The following is a 21,942-nucleotide window of genomic DNA, read 5'->3' as shown; positions in this document are numbered from 1 at the left end:
GAATGAAGGTTAATTACAAAATTAACGGTAAAGACTACGAATTTGAAATTCATCCAGGACAAGTACTACTTGACGTCTTAAGAGAAAATGGTTTTACTGAAGTTAAAGGAAACTGCTACATGGGAACTTGTGGTGCATGCACAGTCTTAATAAATGGCACACCAAAGACAAGTTGCACTATTATTGCTGCACAAATTGACGGAGCTGAAATCACCACAATTAAGGGGATAGGAGATATTTTAAACCCTCATCCGCTACAAAAATCATTTGTTGAGAAGGGAGCAGTGCAATGTGGTTATTGTACACCAGGAACAATTCTTTCGGCATATGCACTTTTAAAGCAAAATCCAAATCCGACTGACGAAGACATAAAGAAAGCAATAGATGGTAACCTTTGTAGATGTACAGGCTATGTACAGCAGATCGAAGCGATTAAGTATGCAATTGCACTTTTAAAGGAGGGTAAATAATGGAAAAACAAGTTATCGGGAAAAACATTGAAAAAATTGATGCCCTTGCGCTTGCAACAGGACAGCCAGTTTTTACTGATGATATTAAACTACCAAATACACTTCACATAAAGTTTCTTTATTCACCTCATGCAAATGCAATTATTGAAGATATTGATACAAGTGAAGCTGAGAAATTACCTGGAGTTCAAATGGTTTTAACCTATAAAAATACCCCCGAAGTTTACCATACAACAGCAGGACAAGGATGGCCTGAACCGTCCCCATATGATACTTGCATGTTTAATAAACATGTAAGATTTGTTGGTGACAGAGTTGCAGCAGTTGCAGCAGATTCTGAAGAGATGGCATCAGAAGCCTTGAAGCTTATCAAAGTTAAATACAACATACTTCCTCACGTTTTTGACCCAGAAGAAGCAATAAAAGAAGGAGCACCAATTCTTCACGAAGAAAACCCAAAAGGTGTATATGATTACGAAAGAAATCTTGTTGCTCACATCGAAGTAAAAGCAGGTGATGTTGAAAAAGGATTTAAAGATGCAGATGTTGTTGTTGAACATACTTTTGAAACACAATTTGCACAACATTGCCCAATTGAGACACACGCAACAATTTCATACCTTGACGAAAATGGCAGAATTGTTATTAAATCATCAACGCAGGTTCCGTTCCATGTAAGAAGAATAGTTGCACAGGTCTTGGGAATCCCCGTATCTCAAATAAGGGTAATAAAGCCAAGAATTGGCGGTGGATTTGGAAGCAAGCAAGAAATCATCCTTGAAGAGGTCTGTGCATTAGTAACAATGAAGACAGGGCGTCCCGCAAGGGCAGTTTATACAAGAGAAGAAGAATTCATCTCTTCAAGAACACGACACCCAATGAAAATTACTGTTAAAATTGGTGCCAAAAAAGATGGAAGATTTACTGCGATAAGAATGTATGCACTAAGTAATACAGGAGCATACGGAACGCATGGACTAACAGTTGCATCAAATACTGGATCTAAAACACTTCCTCTGTATAACAAGGCTCCGAATGTAGAGTTTATTGCCGATGTTGTTTATACTAACCTTCCTGTGCCAGGTGCATATCGTGGATATGGTGCAACACAAGGTTATGCTTGCCTTGAGCAAGCAGTCGATATGGTTGCAGAAAAACTTGGCTTAGACCCAATTGCAATAAGAAAGATTAATCATATAAGAAAGGGAGAAACATCTCCAATATTTGAGGCACTTGGAGAGGGAAGAGAAGGTGTCGTCCAATACATAGAAAGTGAAGCAATTGATAAACTCCTTGAGTTAGGTGCAAAAGAAATTGGCTTCTATGAAAAGTGGGGTAAAAAAATAAGAAACGGCTCAAAAGTACGTGGAGTTGGAATGTCACTTCATATGCAGGGGTCAGGTATACCAAAAATTGATATGGGCTCCGCAACAATGAAGTTAAATGAGGATGGATCAATTAATGTTCTCTATGGGGGGACCGATATTGGAACTGGACTTGATACAGTAGTTGCCCAAATTGTTGGTGAAGTTCTCGGAATTGACCCCAAAAAGGTAATTGTTTATCCATCAGATACCGACATAACACCATTTGATAAAGGCGCTTACGCATCTTCGGGAACATATATTTCAGGAGGTGCAGTATATAACACAGCTTTGAAACTTCGAGATCAAATTCTTGAAGTAGCAAAAGAGATGTTTGGCGAACAAGATAGTAAGGACTACATTTTGAAGGATGGATTTGTAATTTCACCAAGAAGCGGTAGGCGGGTAAGTCTCTCAGAAATTGCATATGATACCTTATATGTTAAAAAGCAAAGACAGATAATGGCAGTTGGTTCGTTTGTTTCTGAATCTTCACCCCCTCCATTTGCAGCACACTTTGTAGAAGTTGAGGTTGATGAAGAGACAGGTGTTGTTACACCCATAAAGTATGTAGCTGCCGTTGATTGCGGTATTGTAATAAACCCTGAACTTACTAAAGGACAAATCATTGGTGCAATTGCTAATGGTATAGGCTATGCTCTCACTGAAGAATATAAATTCGGAGAAAATGGCAAAGTATTAAATCCAAACTTCATGGAATATAGAATCCCTTCCTCACGTGATATCCCGGAAATTGTGCCGATCCTTGTTGAAACATATGAGCCGACAGGTCCTCTTGGTGCAAAATCAGTCTCTGAAATTAACATAAATGGACCAATTCCTGCAATAGGGAATGCAATTTATGATGCAGTTGGAATAAGACTTAATAGTTCTCCATACACTCCAGAGAAGGTTTTGAAGGCATTAAAAGAAAAGAAAAAGTAAATAAATAGGGGGGCTTTGGCCCCCTTTAACTTTTTATTAATTTTATATTTTCTTAAATGTTTCCATTATCCACTGTTCAATTTCATCACGTAATTTTCGGACTTTCTCCATAATTTCTTCATCAGATCCAGTGAAAGTTGACGGATCTTCGAATCCTTTGTGAATGTATTGAAGCGCCCCAGGAAAATAAGGACATTCTTCCCTTGCTTGATCGCAAACAGTTACAACATAGTCAAACCTTTTTCCCTTAAAATCCATAACTGATTTTGTCTTGTTATTTGATATATCAATTCCAATTTCTTTCATTGCCTTAACTACATATGAATTTAATGTGCCTGGATGAGTACCTGCAGAATATGCTTCAAATCGCTCGCCATAAAGTGCATTCAAAAATGCCTCTGCCATTTGTGATCTTGCGGAATTGTGCGTACAAACAAAAAGTACTTTAAGTTTCATTTGCTAATCTTCCTTAGAATATTTTAATGTAAATGGAACAAAATTCAAATATACATTATCTAATATTTATAATAAAGTAATATAATATAAACGGAGGAGGCTAAAATGAAAAAAGCCATAGTATTTGTAATTATCATTACATTGGTTATAACAAGTGTTGGAATTTCTCTTTACCTTGCACTGCAAGCAAATAAACAAGGCATATCAAATAATAATAAGGAAAATCAAAGTAGAGAAAACACCCAACAAAAAATCGAGTTTGTGATGGCAAAATCCTTTGAAACAAATGCTTCACCTGTTGAATTCACAATAAATGCAGAGGCAAAACAATACGAACTTCCTCTTAACTTAAATAAAGTTCAAAACCTAAAAACTGTTGAGAGTAAAATTACAATACCGAAAAATGCTTTAACGCTTCTTAAAAAGAATGGCTTTGTTGTAATAGAAACACCGAAAGAAATTTCAGGTATAAAATTATCAACAAGGTATATACCGTATCCTGAAACAATTACCCCTAAAGAAGATTTCTTCTCATACTATCTTGCGCTTGAAACAAAAGAGCTTCCTAAATACATTACAACAGATTCAATCCTTCACTTTTACCATATATTCTTCGAAAAAACCCTTATAGACTTTGAAAAAAATATATTTACAAAATACATCAAAGATCTTACCGACTATTTTTACAATGAAAACTTAAAAAGATACAGTAGCATTTCCGATCCAACAATTAAGGAAACTGCAAAAAGAAATCTTGCGTTTTTTGGTGTTGCAGAACTTCTGCAAGATGAGAATTTCAAAGTTGATGAAAGCGTAAAAGATATAGTTTCGCAAGAATTAGACCTCATTAACGCTCACGAAGGCTTTAATTACTCAAAAATTTTCTTTTATAAAGAGGATTATTCTCAATATGTGCCAAGAGGACATTATACAGAATCGGAAGCCCTTAAATCATATTTTAAGACACTTATGTGGTATGGAAGGATAACCTTCCTTTTGAATGGCTCAAAGCTTATACCAGAAGGAAAATCTGATTGCGGATATTCTCAAGGAATTATTTCTGAATATGATTCGAAAATTCAAACACTTCAAGGATTGTTAATTGCCTATGATTTTCTTAGATCAGTTGATGCACAGAACAAATGGTCAGTTATGTATGAGATTACATCATTTCTTGTAGGATTTTCAGATGATATTACCCCTTATGAATATGCAAGTGTTTTAAACAAATTTCTTACCGATAATTCTAAAGAAAGCGATATTTTATCGAAATTTAACGAAATAAAGGAAGCTCTTCAAACACTAAAAGACCCAACAATTTATAGTGGTCTTGGTGATTGTAAAATGCCCATGCCTTATCCTCCTTTAAGCAGGGAAGATATTGAAAGATTAAAGGAAACAAATCTAAAACTTCTTAAAAAGACTAAGGGAATGAGATTTCTTGGACAGAGATTTACCCTTGATTCATATCTATTTTCAAGAATTGTATCGCCCTTTTCAGGGGAATATACAGGTCCAAAAACAGCACTTCCAACAAATGAACTTCCTTTTACTTACACTTGGTTCAATAAGTATACAACAGAAAATCGCCCGTTTACATGGGCAAAAACCATTATGAAAAGAGAAGTGAGAGCATTCCCGAGAGGACTTGACCTTATGGCACTTTTGGGCTCTGACAGAGCTTATGAAATTTTAAAAAATGAAGGAGATACAAATTATTCAGATTATGATAATGTATTTAATGAACTAAAAAATTACATCGAAAGTTTGCCGCAAGATGAATGGAGTAAGACTCTTTATAACAAGTGGCTTTCAGTTCTTACAACTCTTTTCTTAAAAAAGACGCAAGGGCTTCCAACTTTTATGAAAACAAGCGCCTATTCTGATAAACTTCTTCAAACCGCCCTATCCTCTTGGACAGAGTTAAGGCATGATACAGTCCTCTATGTAAAGCAAAGTTATACAATGTCAGAGAAAGGAGAAGGTGGCCCAGAAGAAAAACCATATCCAGGATACGTTGAGCCTGTACCTGAATTTTACATAAAACTTCTTGAATTAACTCGCCTTACAAAAGATGGACTCACAAAAATTCAAGATGAAACTTCCAATTCAGACTTAAAAAATATGATAGAACAAAAAATTTACTCGCTTGATAGCCTTGAGACTCTTCTCAAAAAACTTTTATCAATTGTGAAGAAAGAACTCGAAAACACACCTCTCGATGACTCTGATTACTATACAATTAAAGGTATTGGGACATACTTTGATTCAGCTACTCAAATGCTTTTCTCAGGAGAAACGAACTTAGACCTTATAAAGCCAACACTTGTAGTAGATGTACACACAGATGGAAATACAAAACTTGTAGTTGAAGAAGGGCTTGGATATGTTAATACAATCCTTGTTGTGTGTCCTGACGATAAAGGCAATTTAAACCTTGCAATTGGTCCTGTATTTTCATATTACGAATTTAAGTATCCTATTGAGAAGAGGCTTACTGACGAAGAGTGGAGAGATATGCTTGAAAAAGGAAGCGCTCCTCCAAAACCAAAATGGGTAAGCAACTTTTCAAATTAATTCTCCCAATAATAATTTTTACAGTTATTCTTGTTTCAGTAAATCCAAATTTGACAATTGCACCGGAAGTTCAAGAACCTACTATCATTGGGGGAGTTGTTCCACATCATCTTGTTGCAAAAGATGTAATAAAAGATTTCTACGAAAATATTTCAAAGAAGGTAAAACCCGACGTAATAGTTTTGCTTTCGCCTGATCACTTCGGAAAATGTGTCTCGATTGGCGCCTCTTTTATCACTGGGAACTCACAATTCCATGAATTAAGCATTGCAACCGACGAAATTAACAAAATAAAGAGCCGTTTCAATATTATTGAAGACAATGCTTCAGTTTACCTTGATCATGGAATCGCAAATCACGTACCTTTTTTAAACAATTATTTTAAAGAAAGCTTAGTTATACCTATTCTCGTAAGCCCCACTGTGTCTTTGAGTATTGCAAAAGAATTTGCAGACACTTTAAATAATATTCTTCCCTTAAACTCATTAATTATTGCAAGTGTTGATTTTTCTCATTATCTACCAAAGTCAATTGAGGAAGTGCACGATAAGAAAAGTTTAAGGGTGTTTCTCAATTTCGAAGAAAATGAATTCCCAAAAATCGATGTTGATTCTTGGCAAAGCCTCTACATTTTAAGAAGTATTTCGATAAAAAGAGGGTATGAAAAATATGAGATTATTGCACATAAAAATGCACAGGACTATACAAGAGAATACCTTTCAAGTTCCACTTCCTATGTAAGTTGTATCTTTGAAAAAGGTAAAATTAACACTCAAGATTTTAGACCTATAACACTATCTTTTGTAGGCGATATTATGCTTGATAGAGGAGTATATAAGAAGATTCTATTAAATTCATACTTTTACCCCTTTTATAACATTGAGCAGGCATTCAGAGGGTTAGATTATGTTGTAGGAAATCTTGAAGGACCGATTACTTACAAAAAGGTAAATTTCCCAAGAGATTCTCTTAGATTTTGTTTTGACAAGGATTCAACAAAAACTCTTCAATATGGACATTTTAACATTGTGTCTCTTGCAAATAACCACACAGACAACATGGGAGTAACGGGCATTAAAGAAACAAAAGAAATACTTAAAAATGGAAATATAGAATTTTTTGGGGAACCATGGGATTTTACAAACTCTAACATTATAGAGAAAGACGGTATTGTTTTAGTTGGATTTAATGCAACTTTCCCTTTTAAACTTAATGAAGTTAAAGCATGGATTAAACACATTAAAGAATCACATAAAAATGACTTTTTAATTCTTTTTATGCATTTTGGAGAGGAGTATATCGACAAAAGTACTTCTTATGACTCATACCTTGCGCATACACTTATTGATGAGGGAGCAGATCTTATTATAGGAAGTCACCCACATGTTGTAAAAGATATTGAACTTTATGCATCAAAAAAACGGGGATTAAAAACCCTTATATTTTATTCTCTTGGCAATTTTGTTTTTGACCAATACTTTTCAAAAGAGACGCAAGAAGGACTAATAGTTTTTATTGTAAAAAACGCCAAAAATTTTGAGTTTGTAATTGAGCCAGTATCACTTTATCAATCACAACCAAAATTGATGGAAGAAAATGAAAGAGAAAAATTTTTGATGAATCTTGCAAATAGATCGGATATGTCTTTAAGAGAATCAATTAAAAAAGGCATGATTAACTTAACGATTGACTATCAAGCACACTAAATTTAGGGGGGCTTTCACCCCCCTTTTTTTAATCTTACACTATTTCAAACTTGTAAGGCTGAATGTAGTCACCAAACTTAGATTGCGCTTCTTTTAGTCTTTTTTCCTCTTCATCGTAAAGTTCAAAGAGTCGTTTAGGAACAAATTTTAAACCCGAATAAATTTTTCTAAGTCTTTCTATCTTAGAAAGATTTTCATTTACTCTTAGTGTAAATTGCTTTATATATTCTTCTTCTTTATAATCCTTGCCAAGATATTGTTTAAAAAGCACTTTTAAATCATCGTAAAGCGGCATGAAACCCACAGGAGTTTTAAGCGCATGAACTTCATTGTGTACTCTTTTTTCCATCCATTTGAGCCATACCTTTTTGTCATTTTTATCATTTAGAAACCGTCCATTTTCATCCTTCAAAAAGTAATTTACTCCAAAAATCTTAGGAACCTTTTTAAGCTTCTTCCCAAATTCAAGGTTAATTTCAATGTATTTACCGATTGGAATTGAAAGAAAATCGAGATTTGACATAGGATTAAATTCTCTTACACCAACTTTTCCCAGTGTTGCGGCAGTTGTTTCAGATTCAATAGAAGCACCTTTAAGCACAATTCCATGCTCCCAATTGAAGGCTTCACAAACAGGATTCCAGGTGTCGGAGTCTCTTCCACCATAAATAATTCCAGATACCTCAACGCCATTTGGATTATGCAAATTTTCATCCACATTTTCGAGGATCTCAAGGTGAAGGGTAAACCTTGCATTTGGGTGTGAAGGTGGAATTTCATTGCCCTTTTCATCTTTCTTTCCCTTGAACCATTCGCCCGAGTGGTTTATCCCTCTTTCAGGAATAGGACCATCATGTCCTACCCAATAAACTGAGCCATCGTCATATACTAAAACATTCGAGAAAATTATTTCATTTGGTGAATGAAGCGCTTTCCACTGAATTGGGTCATCTTTTGAATTGATACCCTGAATTATCCCAAAAATTCCCTTTTCAACATTAACCGCTTTTGCAACTCCTTCAATCTCTTTTATGTAAGAAATGTCATCCCCAACAATTCGTTCACTTTCAAGCATCGCTGTTGAAGTTTTGCCACACATGGATGGAAATGCACCAGTAAAATATGAAACCCTTCCGTTTGGACCATTTACTCCCATAAGTAGCATATGTTCTGTAAGCCAACCTTCAACTGAAGCCCTTTTAATTGCAAGTCGCATTGCTAACTTCTTAAGACCAATTGTATTTCCTCCATACTGAGTATTACAAGAATAGACAATCTCGTCCTTAAGATCAATGTAAACTCTTCTTTTATCAAGATTCTTTGAGGTTTTTCGTTCATCAAGTTCTCCTTCTGAATGCACAAATTTAAAAAACCGAGTTAAGGATCTTCCTTGTCTTACGAATTCACTATAGCCTTGCCTATAAAGAATGTTTTCCGAGTGCGCTACATAAGGAGAATCTGTGATTTGAACTGCTGGAATTGTAAATGGTGAATTCTCTGGCCCCAGGACATAAAAAAGAACATACATAGTCCGACCATTCATAATGTCTTTTAAAATTTCATGCACTTCTTGAGTTAAAGAATCCCTTAATCCAGTTTCAATAACTGGATCAAGATACTCCCCTTCATCAAGTAAAATTTTCGTATTTTTCTTGTCTCTTCCTTGATCGTAGTAAGAATCAAAATGAACCGTTTGTCCTTTGATCTTTAAAGGCATCTCTTCCCCATCTTCGAGTGCCTTTTTCCTTATAAAATCAATGTCTTCAGGACTTCCATCTGAAACAAAAACATTTTTTGGATTGCACAGGGCAACGTACTTTGAAATGAATTCAAGAACAGTTTGATTATCAATTGCTTCTAACTTCTTAAAGCCCAATTCGTCTAACTTTACTTTTAAAATGTTTTCCATTCTACCTCCTTCCAGCATATTCTAACACAAACATATCAAATTAAAAACTTAAAAATTTAAAATAAGTTTAAATGAGTTAGTTTAAATGCTACTTTCAAGAGCATAACACTGTATTTATTCGTAGACAAACAAATTTTTGTTCTATAGTAGTTTAACTCATTTTGGGAAAACTTTAACGCTCTAAATCGATTTAAATGAATGATAAAAATAAAGTTTTAGTGCGGTCTGATCGGTACTTCCTTATGTCCTTTGCTCTGAATTTTTATAAGACCTCTACATAAACAAAGGGTTATTTAAGTTGTCTTATTTTAAACAAAAACCAACTCTGCCAATTAAACTAATTCAAATATATAAGAATTTGCGCACTTTTCATTAATTTGTATAATGGAAATATGAAACTTATAATTGCATCAAATAGATTGCCTGTTTATGCAGTAAAAGATGCTCAAAATTTAACTTTCAAGCAAAGCCCAGGTGGGCTTGTTCAAGGACTTTCTGCTTCAATTGGTACCATTCTTGAGATTACAGAAAGCAAAGACTATTTTTGGGTTGGTTGGCCAGGAGAAACGATTGAAGAGGTTAACCAAGAAAATGTCTACGAGTACCTCCTTAAAAATCTTAATGCTATACCTGTATTCCTTTCAAAGGAAGAAATGGAAAAGTTTTACCTTGGATTCTGTAATAGCACTTTATGGCCCATTTTCCACTCATTCCCCAACTTTGCAAAATTTAAAGAAGACGAATTTGAAAAATATGTAGAAATTAATAAAAAATTTGCAGAAACAACCTTAAAGATTCTTGAAGATGATGATTTACTTTGGGTACACGATTACCATTTGATGCTTCTTCCATCATTCATTAAAAAGGAAAAGCCCAATGTTTTAATTGGCTTCTTCTTACATATACCCTTTCCACCATATGAAATATTCAAACTCATACCAAAATATATGAGAGAAGCAATCCTTAAAGGGGTATTAAACGCAGATCTCATAGGATTTCACACATATCAATATCAGCAAAACTTCATAAAAACAGTCCGAAGCACATATTCCATAGAACATGATATTAAAAATATCTATATAGAGGGAAGGCGTGTACAAACTGATACTTTTCCGATAAGTATTGACTTTAATAAGTACAACAAGGCAGAGGAACTTCCCGAAATAAAGAAAAAAGTTAAAGAACTTAAGGAACTTTCACACGGTTCAAAGATTGTTCTTTCAATTGATAGACTTGATTATTCAAAAGGTATAATAAATAGGTTACTTGCAATTGAACGATTTCTTGAAAAATATCCGGAATTTCATAAGAATGTTTTATTTATAGTTGTTATAGTTCCATCACGAATCGGCGTTGAAAAATATGATGAGACAAAAGAATATATAGATTCACTTATAGGAAAAATTAACGGAAGATTCAGCACAATTGACTGGTCACCAATTCAATACCTATTTAAAAACCTTCCTTTTGAAGAATTAGTCCCCCTATACATTGTAGGTGATGCACTCCTTGTAACATCCCTTGCAGATGGAATGAATTTGGTATCAAAAGAATATATTGCAGCAAATCCTAAAGGAGCACTTATCTTAAGCGAATTGACTGGTGCATCAGAAGATTTGAGAACCGCATTTATTATAAATCCGAACGACTATGACGCCATTGCAGATACTCTAAAAGAGGCTCTTTCTTTAAGTAAGGACGAACTTTACGAAAGAAATAAAATTATGATTGAGTATCTCAAGAAAAATGATATAAAGAAATGGACAACAGATTTTCTTGAAGAACTATCAGAATATAAGCCTCAAAAAAAGCCAATCTATCTTGATTATAAAAACATTGAGGAATTAAAAAGTCAATTTACAAATTCAAAAAGGAAAGCAATTATCCTCGACTACGATGGTACACTTGTCCCGTTTAGTATAGACAGATCGAAGACATTTCCATCAAAAGAAGTTTTAGATATCTTAAATGAGCTCACTGAGAATGGCGTATTTGTTGCGGTGTCAAGCGGAAGGACAAAAACAGACCTTGAAAGATTTTTTAATAAGGTAAACTTCACTCTCATAGCAGAGCACGGTGCATTCATAAAAGCACCTCACAAAGATTGGGAAAAGACCTTTGATTGGGTTGATACATCTTTCAAAAAAGATATCCAAAAAGTATTAGCACTTTACAAAGATAGGATTCCCAATTCATCAATTGAAGAAAAAGAATTCTCTCTTGTCTTTCATGTAAGAGCAACTCCTACAAATGTTGGAGAAAGCGCACTAAGAGAAATGTTCGATATACTAATCCAACTTACTGCCCAAACAAACGCCTATGTAACAAAGATAAACAAAGGCATTGAAATAAAGGCTCAAGAATTAAACAAGGGAATCTTTATTTCTAAGATAGCAAAAGAAGGTTATGACTTTGCACTTATTGCAGGCGACGATTATGTAGATGAAGAGGCTTTTAAAGTCGGAAACAAATACGGATATATTACTGTAAAAGTGGGAAATGCAACTTATACCAATGCAAACTATTTCGTAAATTCTTCAGATGAACTATTGAATGTCCTCACATTACTTTTAAAAACATTCACAGTAAAACCAAAAGAAAAGAAATACAACGTAATTGATTACATAAGAAATTTATTTAAGAGATAATTAATTTTTGCAATATTTCGTAAATTCGGCCTTTAAAATCCTAAACTCCTATTTCAATATTTATACAGCCTCTTAACCCTTTTAACTAAAAAATTTTTATTAAATTTTCTTAAAGATTTGATTTTGTAATTGCAATTTCAAAAAGAATGTGTATAATTATACCAAATTATGAAAAATATGAATAATGTTGCATCAAGAATCAAAATAATAAAAGAAATTTTATTGAAAAAAAGGATTCATAACCAAAAAGAATTGCAAGAAGAGTTAAAAAGACTTGGAATAAAAGTTACTCAAGCAACTATTGCACGAGACTTTAAAAAACTCAACGTATTAAAAATTAGAAAAAATGGTGAATCGTTTTATGCTCTGGGAAATCAAAAAGAACAAAATTCCCAAGAAAACCTTAGAGTCGCATTTAAAAACTTTGCAAGAGGAATCGACTTTGAGGGAAATTTAGTGCTTGTTTTTACATCCCCAGGAAATGCAAGTGGCCTAGCAAGTCTTATCGACACAATGAAAATAGAAGGTATAGTCGGAACAGTAGCAGGAGATGACACAATCCTTATAGTAACAAGAAAAGAATATACAGAAAAAATAGTGGAATTTTTAAAAAGACTTTTATAGGAGGTAAAAGTGGAAAAAGTTGTTCTTGCCTACAGTGGGGGACTCGATACTTCTGTTATTTTAAAATGGCTCATAATGAAGGGTTATGAGGTAATTGCATTTGTAGCTGATGTAGGACAGAATGAAAATTTCGAAGAAATCAAAGAAAAGGCTATTAAAACAGGAGCTTCAAAAGTTTACGTAGAGGATTTAAAAAGAAGGTTTGTAACAGAATTCATTTTCCCTGCACTTATGGGCAATGCAATTTATGAAGGAAGATATCTCTTAGGAACAGCTCTTGCGCGTCCGCTCATTGCACAAAAACAAATCGAGATTGCAGAGATTGAAAATGCAAATTTTGTAGCACATGGTGCAACGGGAAAAGGTAACGACCAAGTAAGATTTGAGCTAACATATTATGCATTAAACCCCACAATTAAAGTAATTTCACCTTGGAAGGACAAAGAATTTCTAAATGAGTTTAAAGGAAGAAGTGATTTAATTAATTTTGCAAAAAAACATGGTATACCCATAAAAGCAACCCAAGAAAAACCATTTTCGGAGGATGAGAATCTAATGCATATTAGCCACGAGGCAGGTATCATTGAAGATCCACTACATATTGCAGAAGAAGATATATTTTCTAAAACTCTTCCACCAAAAAAAGCGAAAGACGTTGAAACATTGCTTAAAATTCATTTCAAAAATGGGATCCCAACAAAAGTTGAGAATTTAAATGATGGCACCACAAAGGAAGATCCTCTTGAGCTATTTTCTTATTTAAATTCTATTGGAAGCGAGAATGGAATAGGAAGATTGGATATGGTTGAAAACAGATTTATAGGTATCAAATCAAGAGGTATATACGAAACACCCGGAGCTACAATTCTTTGGATTGCACATCGTGATCTTGAAGGAATTGCGATGGACAAAGAAGTAATGCACCTAAGAGACATGCTATCGGTAAAATTTTCGGAACTTATCTATAATGGTTTTTGGTTTTCACCTGAAATGGACTTTATTTTTGCCAGTATAGAAAAGTCACAAGAAAATATTGATGGATACGTAATAGTATCCATTTATAAGGGAAACGTTATCCCAATAGCAAGATGGTCTCCAACATCTCTATACGATGAAGAGTTAGCAAGCATGGATTCAATAAGCAATTTTAGTCCGGAAGATTCCAAGGGTTTTATTAATATCCATGCAACACGTCTCAAGGTGCATTCGATTGTACTTAGGGAAAAAAATCCTTATAAATGGAGAAAAAGACTATATGGGAAGACTGTGGGATATTTCAAATAAAATAGACAAGGAAATTTTAAGTTTTACCGTTTACAAAGATAATAAAATAGATGAAAAGCTTATCAATTATGATATACTTGCCTCCATTACTCATGCAAAAATGCTTGCAAAAATCGGAATTATAAGTGAAGAGGAGAAAGAAAAGATTTTAGACATATTGAATGAACTTTTAAAAAAGGCAGAAAATAACCAAATTAAAATTGAAATTGAAGAAGAAGACATGCACACAAAAATTGAGAATTATCTTACTCAAAAACTGGGGGAACTTGGAGAAAAAATACACACTGCACGGTCAAGAAATGATCAAGTAATGGTTGCGCTTAGATTATTTTATAAAGATAAATTAAAAGAGGTAGAAAAAGCAACAAAAAAATTCATTAAAGTCCTAAAGAAATTCGAAGAAAAATTTGGATCAATAACTATTCCTGGTTTAACTCATACAAGAAAGGCAATACCTACAACTGTAAACATTTGGATCGGAAGCTTTGTTGAAAGTCTACGGGATGATCTTAAACTATTAAGGACTGTAAAAAATTTTGTTGACCAAAATCCCCTTGGAAGTGGTGCTGGCTTTGGAATCCCTGCTATCGAAGTAGATAGAGAATATACAACAAAACTACTTAATTTTAGCAGAACTCAAAATAATCCCCTTTATGTACAAAATAGTCGTGGAAAATTTGAAAGTCTAATTGCACATGCAATTTCAATGATAATGTATGATATAAATAAATTATCAACTGACTTAATTTTATTTTCTTTTGATGAGATAGGTTTTGTAAAGTTGCCAAAAGAAATTTTAACAGGCTCTTCAATGATGCCAAACAAAGAAAATCCAGATATTTTTGAAATCGCAAGAGGAAGTTATAGTAAAATCATAATACTTGAAGAATGGCTAAATATTTTGCCAATGAATCTTATATCAGGATACCATAGAGATTTGCAATTCACGAAAGAAGCAATTTTTGAAGTTTTTGAGACGGCAATAAAAACAATAAATATAATGGCAAAGACCTTTTCTGAAATTCAAATTGATGAAGAAAAAGCAAAAAAACTTATTACAAAAGAAATGTATGCAACGGAAAATGTTAATAAACTTGTTTTAAATGGATTGCCCTTTAGAGAAGCTTACAAGATAGTTAAAAGGAATTTATCAAAACCAAAAGATTAAAAGTAAGTAAAGAAGACGGAAATATAAAAGAAGATGGAAATATATCTACTTAGATTATAGTAAATTCTACACAAATAAAAGATCTGTAAGATTAGAGAAAAAAATCCTTAAGACAAAAGATAACAATAACCTTATAACTCAACTACCTCACCTTCAGTTAGGAGTGAAAGGAAGGTAAGCATATAATCTTTTAGATGTCTTGTGATAAGGAAATTATTCCTAATGTGTTCTCTTCCGTTTCTTCCGAGATTGTAAGCAAACTCTGGAGCTTGAATCAATTGTTTTATCCAATAAGCAGTGCCTTCGATTGTTAAGGTTAAGATGCCTGAATACTTGTGAGTTATTTGAAGAGGGATTCCGCCCACAGCGGAAGCAATAACGGGTTTTGCCTTCCAAAGTGCCTCCGCAACTGTAAGACCAAAACCTTCTTTTAATGATTTTTGTAAAACGACCGTTGATCCCCTTTGAAGTGCATTTATCTCAACATCTGAACCCGGCGGAAGGAGAAGTACATGAATATCAGGATCAGACGAGGCTCTGTCCATTACTTCATTTAGAACCTTTTCACCTTCTGGATCATCAGTTGCACCACCTCCTGCAAGTACTAACTGGCAATCAAGATGCTTTTTAACAAGCTTATATGCTTCAATTACACCAATTGGGTCTTTCAAATAATCAAATCGAGAAATTTGTGTTATTATAGGCCTACTACGATCAATTTTAAAACGCTCAAAAACCTCATTAATCTCATTTCCTGTTAATTCTCTATTTTTATCGCTCAAAGGATCAATTGAAGGAGAAATTAATACCTGTGGTATTGAAAGCTCACGTGCAAAGGCTGGAGCTGAAAACACTGCGGCATCATAAGTTTCAATAAAATTTTTAAGGAACTGCCAAACTTTTTCTTTTGGATTTGAAAAGTCGATGTGGCATCTCCAAAGCCACTTGCTTTTAAGTTCCTTCTTTTTTTCCACAAGCGCAACAGGTTGCGGATCATGTACAAATATAATATCAGCATCGCTATTCAAAATTGAAAAATTTTCTCTGTTAACTTCAAGAAAATAATTGAATTCTTCTTCAGTTATTTCTAAATCCACTCCGTGGAGAGCATTATGCATCTTCTTTGTTATTGTAAAGAATCTATCTGTGCCTTTAATAACATCCCAATGAGCGTCAATACCTAATTCTTTTAAAAGCGGAATCATTCTTGTAAGAATCTCTGCAACACCACCTCCAACAGCTGTTGAATTGATATTTTGAATTACCTTTCCTTGAAGATGCTTTGAAATTGAATATATTTCATCTATAGCTTCGTCTGAAACTATACCTCTATAATCATCAATTTTAGCCATGATTGTACTCCAAAATTAATCTAATTAACTTATTCCTTAATCCTTCTAGCGTATAGGTATAAGGATCAATTCGTGAAATTTCATTAGCAAGCTTATCCTCCCCCAAAGATTCTTTTATCCATATAGAAAAATCATTTTCACCTCTTCCAAGCATTAGACGTGACTGAAACATATGATAATAAACTGATCTTAGAGGAATCACCCTTAGAATTTCAACAAATTCTTTGAGATTCGAGGCTCTTTTACCTGTATCTATGACAAAGATATGAGAATACATAAAATGGAATTCCATACCCTGAGGACAGGTTCTTGGGCTTTTCGTTTCCACATTTTCTTCTAATACTTTAATTATCCTGTTCCTAATTTCTGGAATAGTTTTAAATTCTATAAGGTCAATGGCTGCAAGTTTTTCACCTACAAGTCTTTCAAGAAGAATATTCGAAACCCAATAAGCAAAATCATTTGGAGGTTCAGGCGAAATGTATTGATGTTGAATAAGGAATCGATGTGTATGATAAAAAATTGTTGAATCGCTTGATACCTTTACGCCTTCACGAAGCTCCGAAAGATTTTTAGCCATTCTTCCGGTTAGAAATACAAGTTCACTGCTTGTAAAAAATTTAAAATCTTTTTCTCCCATCGCCTTCGTTACCTTGCATAATTATAACCAAAATAATATTTTTATCAAAGATTCTCAATTAGCCCTTAAGGGCACCAGCATTAAGTTCTTGAACAATGTATTTTAAGAGAATCTTAGTCATAATGACCAATAGAACTTCTAAAGTTTACGAGGTTGCCTTTATGAGATGCAATTTAACTTACAAGACGGATTCCTTCATAAGAGATGAGGTATAAAATATATAATAAACTTATTTATTTTAGAAATCGTCTTTAACCAAGAACAACTATAATGCATAATCAGAAACCTAATTTGTTGAATATTATAAAAAGGCAAAACAAAAATACTATCATTAATTTCAAAAGGAAAAGAGCACAAAAATCATAATAATTGAAACCTATTCCACAAAAAGCTAAGGAATTTAGGAAAACCGAGAATTAAAAGAATAAGTTTTTTATGAAAAGCAATAATTATAGATTTTTAATTTTCAATGATATAATATTAGGGTGAGAGATAGTATTGTTGCATAGACCTAAAAAGGTAAAATTTAAGTAAGGATAGATATTAAATTATTAAAAATGGGAGGATCTTATATGTTGAAAGAAGACTTCCATTTTTCACTCTTTGATTTTGCCTTGAGTGTATCAAGCATAATAGACGCAATTAGCCCAACCTTGGTGAATCATCAAAAGAGGGTCGCCTATATAGCTTGGAATATTGGCAAAGAATTAGGATTAGGCATAGAGCAAAGAAGAAAGCTGTTTTTGGCGAGTCTATTACATGACATCGGAGGTCTTTCTTTAAAAGAAAGATTAGACGTTTTAAATTTTGATGAGGATTCATCTTATAACAAGCACGCAGAATTGGGATATTTAATTCTCAAAGATTTTAAAGAACTTACGGATGAAGCATACATAATACGATATCACCATGTTCCATGGGATTATGGAGCAGGAAGAGAAAAAAATGGCGAAAGTATACCTATCGAAAGTCATATATTACACCTTGCAGACCGCATTTCGGCACTTATTGACTACAACCACGAAGTTTTAGGTCAAGTTGGAGGTATAGTAGAGAGAATAAAAGGTCTTTCAGGTAAAGTATTTAGTCCTGAGCTTGTTAACGAATTTGTAAAGATATCTAACAGAGAATACCTCTGGCTGGATGTTGTATCTCCTAACCTTGATGATGAGTTGAATAAGATACACAATTTACCGCTTGCTTTTTTTGATATTGAATCAATTCGCAATTTTGCAAAAGTTCTTATGCACATTGTTGACTTTAGAAGTAGGTTTACAGCTATCCATTCAAGCAGCGTTTCAACATGTGCTGTAGAGCTTGCAAAATTGGCAGGTTTTTCGGAAAAGGAATGTACTACAATGGAAATCGCAGGTTATTTACATGATTTAGGAAAACTTGCAGTTCCTAAAGAAATTTTAGAAAAACCTGATAAATTATCAACAGAGGAATTTAACGTGGTAAAAAGTCATACTTATTACACATATAGAATACTTTCCTGTATTCCAAACTTCGAAACAATAAATCGTTGGGCATCTTTTCATCATGAAAGACTTGATGGCTCTGGTTATCCATTTCGCCTAAGCGCCTTTGATCTTCCATTAGGTTCAAGGATCATGGGTGTTGCAGATGTATTTACAGCTCTTACAGAAGACCGCCCTTACCGAGCAGGAATGGATGTAGACAAAGCATTAAAAATTATAGAGAACATGTCCCAAAACAATATTTTAGATGTATACACTGTTCAGCTTTTAAAGAAAAATATCGCTAAAGTAAATGAGGCACGCATATATTCTCAAACTGAAGCCTTAAGAGAATATGAAAAATTTTCACAATCAGGTGTTTTATATTGATCTTTTTAAAAAATTTATAGATACGTAAGGCTAAAAACTTATGGCATTGAATGTAAAAATGGTGCCGAGGGACGGAATTGAACCGCCGACACGTGGATTTTCAGTCCACTGCTCTACCGACTGAGCTACCTCGGCACATGGTGGGCGAAAGAGGATTTGAACCTCTAACTTCTTGCGTGTAAGGCAAGCGTTCTACCGTTGAACTATCCGCCCACATGGTGCTGGGAGTGGGAGTCGAACCCACACGGGAGTGCCCACACGCCCCTCAAACGTGCGCGTCTGCCAATTCCGCCATCCCAGCACAAAAAGCCTAAAAGACTTTAAATACGTTTAAAAATATTGTAGTAAGGACGAATAGTATGCCAAAAACGGTAGCCAAACGCTCTAACAAAATATCCTTTGCAGTCTTATTATGGAAAATCGTTGCGCCACCTGAAATAGCACCAAGTCCAGCACCTTTTGGATCCATTAAAAGGATCGACAAAGTAGTGCCTAATGCAAAAACTAAATCTAAAACTATCAACACAATCGCAAATGTACTCATATTCATTCCTTTCTTCTAATGTATTATATAGATTTCAAAAGAAATTTCAAGAGGTTTAAGGACAAAATTCAACAAATCTGTAAAAAATAAAAGCCTACCCTCTCGGGGTAGGCTTAAAAAACCTATAAAAGCTATTCCTTGTCGTTTAATGCATCAACTGCAGGAAGTACTTTTCCTTCAAGGAACTCAAGGAATGCGCCGCCACCAGTAGACAAGTGCGTAATTTTATCTTGAAGGTTAAATTTTCTGAATGCCGCAACTGTTTCTCCACCGCCTGCTACCGTTGTAACTCCATCAAGTCCACCTATAAACTTTGCAATTTCAAATGTTCCCTGAGCAAATTTCTCAATTTCAAAAACTCCAAGCGGGCCGTTCCAAACAATCGTTTTTGCCTTAGCAAGTTCATTTTCAAAGAGTTTAATTGTCTTTGGACCAATATCAACTCCTATAAGATCGTTTTTCATATCCTCAATATCAAACACTCCTGCATAACCATCTTCTTTAACCTCATGTGCAGTAACTATATCAACAGGTAAAACAATCTTAACTCCCTTTAATTTTGCTTCCTCTAAAAGATTTTTTGCAACATCAAGTTTATCATCTTCACAAAGAGATCTTCCAATATTGTAACCTTGGACTTTAAGGAAGGTAAAACACATTCCACCGCCAATTAGTATTTCGTCAACTTTGTTAAGAAGATTTTTAATAAGACCAATCTTATCAGAAACTTTTGCCCCTCCTAAAACAGCAATATAAGGGTGCTCAGGTGATTCTAATAATTTAGAGAGAGTAGCAATTTCTTTTTCCATAAGAGTTCCTGCAACAGCTGGCAGATACTGTGTAATACCAACAGTAGATGCAGCAACTCTATGGGCAGTTGCGAACGCATCATTTACAAAAATATCACCTAAACTTGCAAGTGCCTTTGCAAATTCAGGATCATTATCTTCTTCACCTTTGTAGAATCTGAGATTTTCAAGGAGGACAACTTCTCCGGGCTTGAGATTCTCATCAATAAATTTTTTAACTTCATCTCCAATACAATCATCAAGCTTATAGACTTTGAACCCAGCTAACTCCTCAAGGGCTTTTGCTACAGGGTCCATCTTGAGTGATTCATCTCTTCCTTTTGGTCGTCCAAGATGGCTCATTAAAATCACTTTAGCGTTTTTTTCCCTCAGATAATTAATAGTGGGAAGGACACTCAAAATTCTAAAATCATCAAGAACTTTTCCATCTTTTGTAATAGGAACATTAAAATCAACCCTTACAAGGACCCTTTTGTTTGCAACATCTACATCCCTTAAGGTTTTTTTATTCATCACAGCCTCCTAAATTAATATCCTGCTTTTTCTACTATCAATTTTGTAAGATCAGCAACTCGGCAAGAATAACCCCACTCATTATCATACCAACTTACAACATTCAAAAGATTGCCGTCGATTACCTTTGTAGAAAGTGCATCCACAACCCCAGAGAAGGTTGTTCCTTTAAAATCTGAGGAAACAAGAGGTTCCTCGGTGTATCCAAGTATTCCTTTCATGTAAGTTTCAGAAGCTTCTTTAAGGAAAGCATTTACCTCTTGAGCAGTTGCATTTCTCTTTAAAACTGCTTCAAAAACAGATATGGAGACAGTTGGTGTTGGAACTCTCAAAGACATGGCATCCAATTTTCCTTTAAGTTCTGGTATCGTTAGTGCAACTGCTTTTGCTGCTCCAGTAGTTGTTGGAATAATGTTTGTTGCAGCAGATCTTGCTCTTCTTGGATCTTTATGAGGTGAATCAAGAAGCCTCTGGTCTTGAGTATAAGAATGAGTTGTTGTTAGGAATCCTTTTTCAATACCGATCTTATCATGAATTACTTTTACAACTGGTGCAATACTGTTTGTGGTGCAAGAAGCATTTGAAATAATGACATGTTTCTCCATATCAAGTAGTTTTTCGTTTACGCCAAGAACAACTGTGATGTCTTCTCCTTCGGCAGGTGCCGTAATAATGACCTTCTTTGCTCCGGCTTGCACATGAAGCATTGCCTTTTCTCTCTTAGTAAATGCACCAGATGATTCAATTACGATATCAACACCAAGATCTTTCCAAGGAAGATTTGTTGGATCTTTTTCGGCAAACATCTTGGTTCTTCTTCCATCAACAACAAGCTCATTTCCTTCCAATTTGATATCCTTTTGCCAAATGCCATAGTTAGAATCATACTTGGCAAGGAAAGCAAGCTGATCTGGCGGGAAAAGGTCATTAATTGCTACAATTTCAATTTCGGGATAGACCTCAGTAAGTCTTTTGAATACTTGTCTTCCAACTCTTCCAAAACCATTAATTGCGACTTTTGCCATATTTTACCTCCTAAATTTTTTACTAAAATCAAAACTAAAAATATTTTAGCAAAATACA

The 21,942-nt window shown here is 34.3% G+C and carries 16 protein-coding genes and 3 tRNA genes; 9 read left to right on the top strand and 10 right to left on the bottom strand.

Annotated features, from left to right (window positions below):
• Positions 1-2 precede the first annotated feature (2 nt).
• Together ACMV0E_RS00670 and ACMV0E_RS00665 are read left to right on the top strand one after the other, a co-directional pair.
• Positions 3-470: a (2Fe-2S)-binding protein gene (locus ACMV0E_RS00670; RefSeq protein ID WP_416084452.1), complete on the top strand. Its 468-nt coding sequence runs from the start codon at positions 3-5 to the stop codon at positions 468-470.
• Complete coding sequence (locus tag ACMV0E_RS00665) at positions 470-2,779, top strand: xanthine dehydrogenase family protein molybdopterin-binding subunit (RefSeq protein ID WP_416084451.1); 2,310 nt, start codon at positions 470-472, stop codon at positions 2,777-2,779. Before ACMV0E_RS00670 ends, ACMV0E_RS00665 begins: the two co-directional genes overlap by 1 nt.
• Before the next feature lie 42 nt (positions 2,780-2,821).
• On the opposite strand, the gene ACMV0E_RS00660 is transcribed toward ACMV0E_RS00665, so the two are convergent.
• Positions 2,822-3,235, bottom strand: a complete 414-nt coding sequence (locus ACMV0E_RS00660) for an arsenate reductase ArsC (protein ID WP_416084450.1) — start codon at positions 3,233-3,235, stop codon at positions 2,822-2,824.
• Between the two features lie 105 nt (positions 3,236-3,340).
• Here ACMV0E_RS00660 and ACMV0E_RS00655 point away from each other — a divergent pair, with 105 nt between their 5' ends.
• Positions 3,341-5,812, top strand: a complete 2,472-nt coding sequence (locus tag ACMV0E_RS00655; RefSeq protein WP_416084449.1) for a DUF3160 domain-containing protein — start codon at positions 3,341-3,343, stop codon at positions 5,810-5,812.
• Complete coding sequence (amrB, locus tag ACMV0E_RS00650; RefSeq protein WP_416084448.1) at positions 5,788-7,518, top strand: AmmeMemoRadiSam system protein B; 1,731 nt, start codon at positions 5,788-5,790, stop codon at positions 7,516-7,518. The genes ACMV0E_RS00655 and amrB overlap by 25 nt, the downstream gene beginning before the upstream one ends.
• Before the next feature lie 34 nt (positions 7,519-7,552).
• Here the strand turns inward: amrB and ACMV0E_RS00645 are convergent, their stop codons facing one another.
• Positions 7,553-9,427, bottom strand: a complete 1,875-nt coding sequence (locus ACMV0E_RS00645) for a phosphoenolpyruvate carboxykinase (GTP) (RefSeq protein WP_416084447.1) — start codon at positions 9,425-9,427, stop codon at positions 7,553-7,555.
• A 392-nt stretch (positions 9,428-9,819) separates the two neighbouring features.
• Between ACMV0E_RS00645 and ACMV0E_RS00640 the strand changes: the two genes are divergently transcribed.
• The 4 genes from ACMV0E_RS00640 (at position 9,820) to argH (ending at position 15,151) form a co-directional block, all read left to right on the top strand.
• Positions 9,820-12,075, top strand: a complete 2,256-nt coding sequence (locus tag ACMV0E_RS00640; RefSeq protein ID WP_416084446.1) for a bifunctional alpha,alpha-trehalose-phosphate synthase (UDP-forming)/trehalose-phosphatase — start codon at positions 9,820-9,822, stop codon at positions 12,073-12,075.
• Positions 12,076-12,243: 168 nt separating this feature from the next.
• Positions 12,244-12,699: an arginine repressor gene (gene argR, locus ACMV0E_RS00635; RefSeq protein WP_416084445.1), complete on the top strand. Its 456-nt coding sequence runs from the start codon at positions 12,244-12,246 to the stop codon at positions 12,697-12,699.
• Between the two features lie 9 nt (positions 12,700-12,708).
• Positions 12,709-13,983, top strand: coding sequence for an argininosuccinate synthase (locus ACMV0E_RS00630; RefSeq protein ID WP_416084444.1), 1,275 nt, complete (start codon positions 12,709-12,711; stop codon positions 13,981-13,983).
• Positions 13,955-15,151 carry an argininosuccinate lyase gene (gene argH / locus ACMV0E_RS00625; protein ID WP_416084443.1) on the top strand — a complete coding sequence of 399 codons (1,197 nt, stop codon included), beginning with the start codon at positions 13,955-13,957 and terminating at the stop codon, positions 15,149-15,151. The genes ACMV0E_RS00630 and argH overlap by 29 nt, the downstream gene beginning before the upstream one ends.
• A gap of 131 nt (positions 15,152-15,282) precedes the next feature.
• Here the strand turns inward: argH and ACMV0E_RS00620 are convergent, their stop codons facing one another.
• Positions 15,283-16,503, bottom strand: a complete 1,221-nt coding sequence (locus tag ACMV0E_RS00620) for a glycosyltransferase (protein WP_416084442.1) — start codon at positions 16,501-16,503, stop codon at positions 15,283-15,285.
• Positions 16,496-17,143 carry a DUF5752 family protein gene (locus tag ACMV0E_RS00615; RefSeq protein WP_416084441.1) on the bottom strand — a complete coding sequence of 216 codons (648 nt, stop codon included), beginning with the start codon at positions 17,141-17,143 and terminating at the stop codon, positions 16,496-16,498. Before ACMV0E_RS00615 ends, ACMV0E_RS00620 begins: the two co-directional genes overlap by 8 nt.
• A gap of 572 nt (positions 17,144-17,715) precedes the next feature.
• Here ACMV0E_RS00615 and ACMV0E_RS00610 point away from each other — a divergent pair.
• Entirely contained in the window at positions 17,716-18,993 is a 1,278-nt protein-coding gene (locus ACMV0E_RS00610; RefSeq protein WP_416084440.1) for an HD-GYP domain-containing protein, read from the top strand.
• A gap of 59 nt (positions 18,994-19,052) precedes the next feature.
• Here ACMV0E_RS00610 and ACMV0E_RS00605 read toward each other — a convergent pair.
• The 6 genes from ACMV0E_RS00605 to gap form a co-directional block, all read right to left on the bottom strand.
• A tRNA-Phe gene (locus ACMV0E_RS00605) sits at positions 19,053-19,128 on the bottom strand.
• 3 nt (positions 19,129-19,131) lie between these two features.
• Positions 19,132-19,206 (bottom strand) — tRNA-Val (locus ACMV0E_RS00600).
• Positions 19,207-19,209: 3 nt separating this feature from the next.
• Positions 19,210-19,294, bottom strand: a tRNA-Leu gene (locus ACMV0E_RS00595).
• Between the two features lie 9 nt (positions 19,295-19,303).
• Positions 19,304-19,537 (bottom strand): preprotein translocase subunit SecG, encoded by a 234-nt coding sequence (gene secG, locus ACMV0E_RS00590; protein WP_416084439.1) that lies wholly within the window; start codon positions 19,535-19,537, stop codon positions 19,304-19,306.
• Positions 19,538-19,668: 131 nt separating this feature from the next.
• On the bottom strand, positions 19,669-20,859 hold the full coding sequence (locus ACMV0E_RS00585; protein WP_416084438.1) for a phosphoglycerate kinase: 1,191 nt from the start codon (positions 20,857-20,859) through the stop codon (positions 19,669-19,671).
• 14 nt (positions 20,860-20,873) lie between these two features.
• Complete coding sequence (gap, locus tag ACMV0E_RS00580; RefSeq protein ID WP_416084437.1) at positions 20,874-21,884, bottom strand: type I glyceraldehyde-3-phosphate dehydrogenase; 1,011 nt, start codon at positions 21,882-21,884, stop codon at positions 20,874-20,876.
• Positions 21,885-21,942: the final 58 nt, after the last annotated feature.

The sequence above is a fragment of the Caldisericum insulae genome (genome assembly GCF_047785965.1).
Taxonomy (GTDB): Bacteria; Caldisericota; Caldisericia; order Caldisericales; family Caldisericaceae; genus Caldisericum; species Caldisericum exile_A.
This window is presented reverse-complemented; position numbering and strand designations above follow the sequence as displayed.

Excerpts from the sequence above, each read along its gene's own strand:
- ACMV0E_RS00620 (WP_416084442.1), bottom strand. The coding sequence starts at position 16,503 with ATGGCTAAAATTGATGATTATAGAGGTATAGTTTCAGACGAAGCTATA.
- ACMV0E_RS00610 (WP_416084440.1), top strand. The coding sequence starts at position 17,716 with ATGTTGAAAGAAGACTTCCATTTTTCACTCTTTGATTTTGCCTTGAGT.
- ACMV0E_RS00670 (WP_416084452.1), top strand. The coding sequence starts at position 3 with ATGAAGGTTAATTACAAAATTAACGGTAAAGACTACGAATTTGAAATT.
- ACMV0E_RS00645 (WP_416084447.1), bottom strand. The coding sequence starts at position 9,427 with ATGGAAAACATTTTAAAAGTAAAGTTAGACGAATTGGGCTTTAAGAAG.
- ACMV0E_RS00665 (WP_416084451.1), top strand. The coding sequence starts at position 470 with ATGGAAAAACAAGTTATCGGGAAAAACATTGAAAAAATTGATGCCCTT.
- ACMV0E_RS00615 (WP_416084441.1), bottom strand. The coding sequence starts at position 17,143 with ATGGGAGAAAAAGATTTTAAATTTTTTACAAGCAGTGAACTTGTATTT.
- ACMV0E_RS00660 (WP_416084450.1), bottom strand. The coding sequence starts at position 3,235 with ATGAAACTTAAAGTACTTTTTGTTTGTACGCACAATTCCGCAAGATCA.
- argH (WP_416084443.1), top strand. The coding sequence starts at position 13,955 with ATGGGAAGACTGTGGGATATTTCAAATAAAATAGACAAGGAAATTTTA.
- gap (WP_416084437.1), bottom strand. The coding sequence starts at position 21,884 with ATGGCAAAAGTCGCAATTAATGGTTTTGGAAGAGTTGGAAGACAAGTA.
- secG (WP_416084439.1), bottom strand. The coding sequence starts at position 19,537 with ATGAGTACATTTGCGATTGTGTTGATAGTTTTAGATTTAGTTTTTGCA.
- ACMV0E_RS00640 (WP_416084446.1), top strand. The coding sequence starts at position 9,820 with ATGAAACTTATAATTGCATCAAATAGATTGCCTGTTTATGCAGTAAAA.
- argR (WP_416084445.1), top strand. The coding sequence starts at position 12,244 with ATGAAAAATATGAATAATGTTGCATCAAGAATCAAAATAATAAAAGAA.
- amrB (WP_416084448.1), top strand. The coding sequence starts at position 5,788 with ATGGGTAAGCAACTTTTCAAATTAATTCTCCCAATAATAATTTTTACA.
- ACMV0E_RS00585 (WP_416084438.1), bottom strand. The coding sequence starts at position 20,859 with ATGAATAAAAAAACCTTAAGGGATGTAGATGTTGCAAACAAAAGGGTC.
- ACMV0E_RS00655 (WP_416084449.1), top strand. The coding sequence starts at position 3,341 with ATGAAAAAAGCCATAGTATTTGTAATTATCATTACATTGGTTATAACA.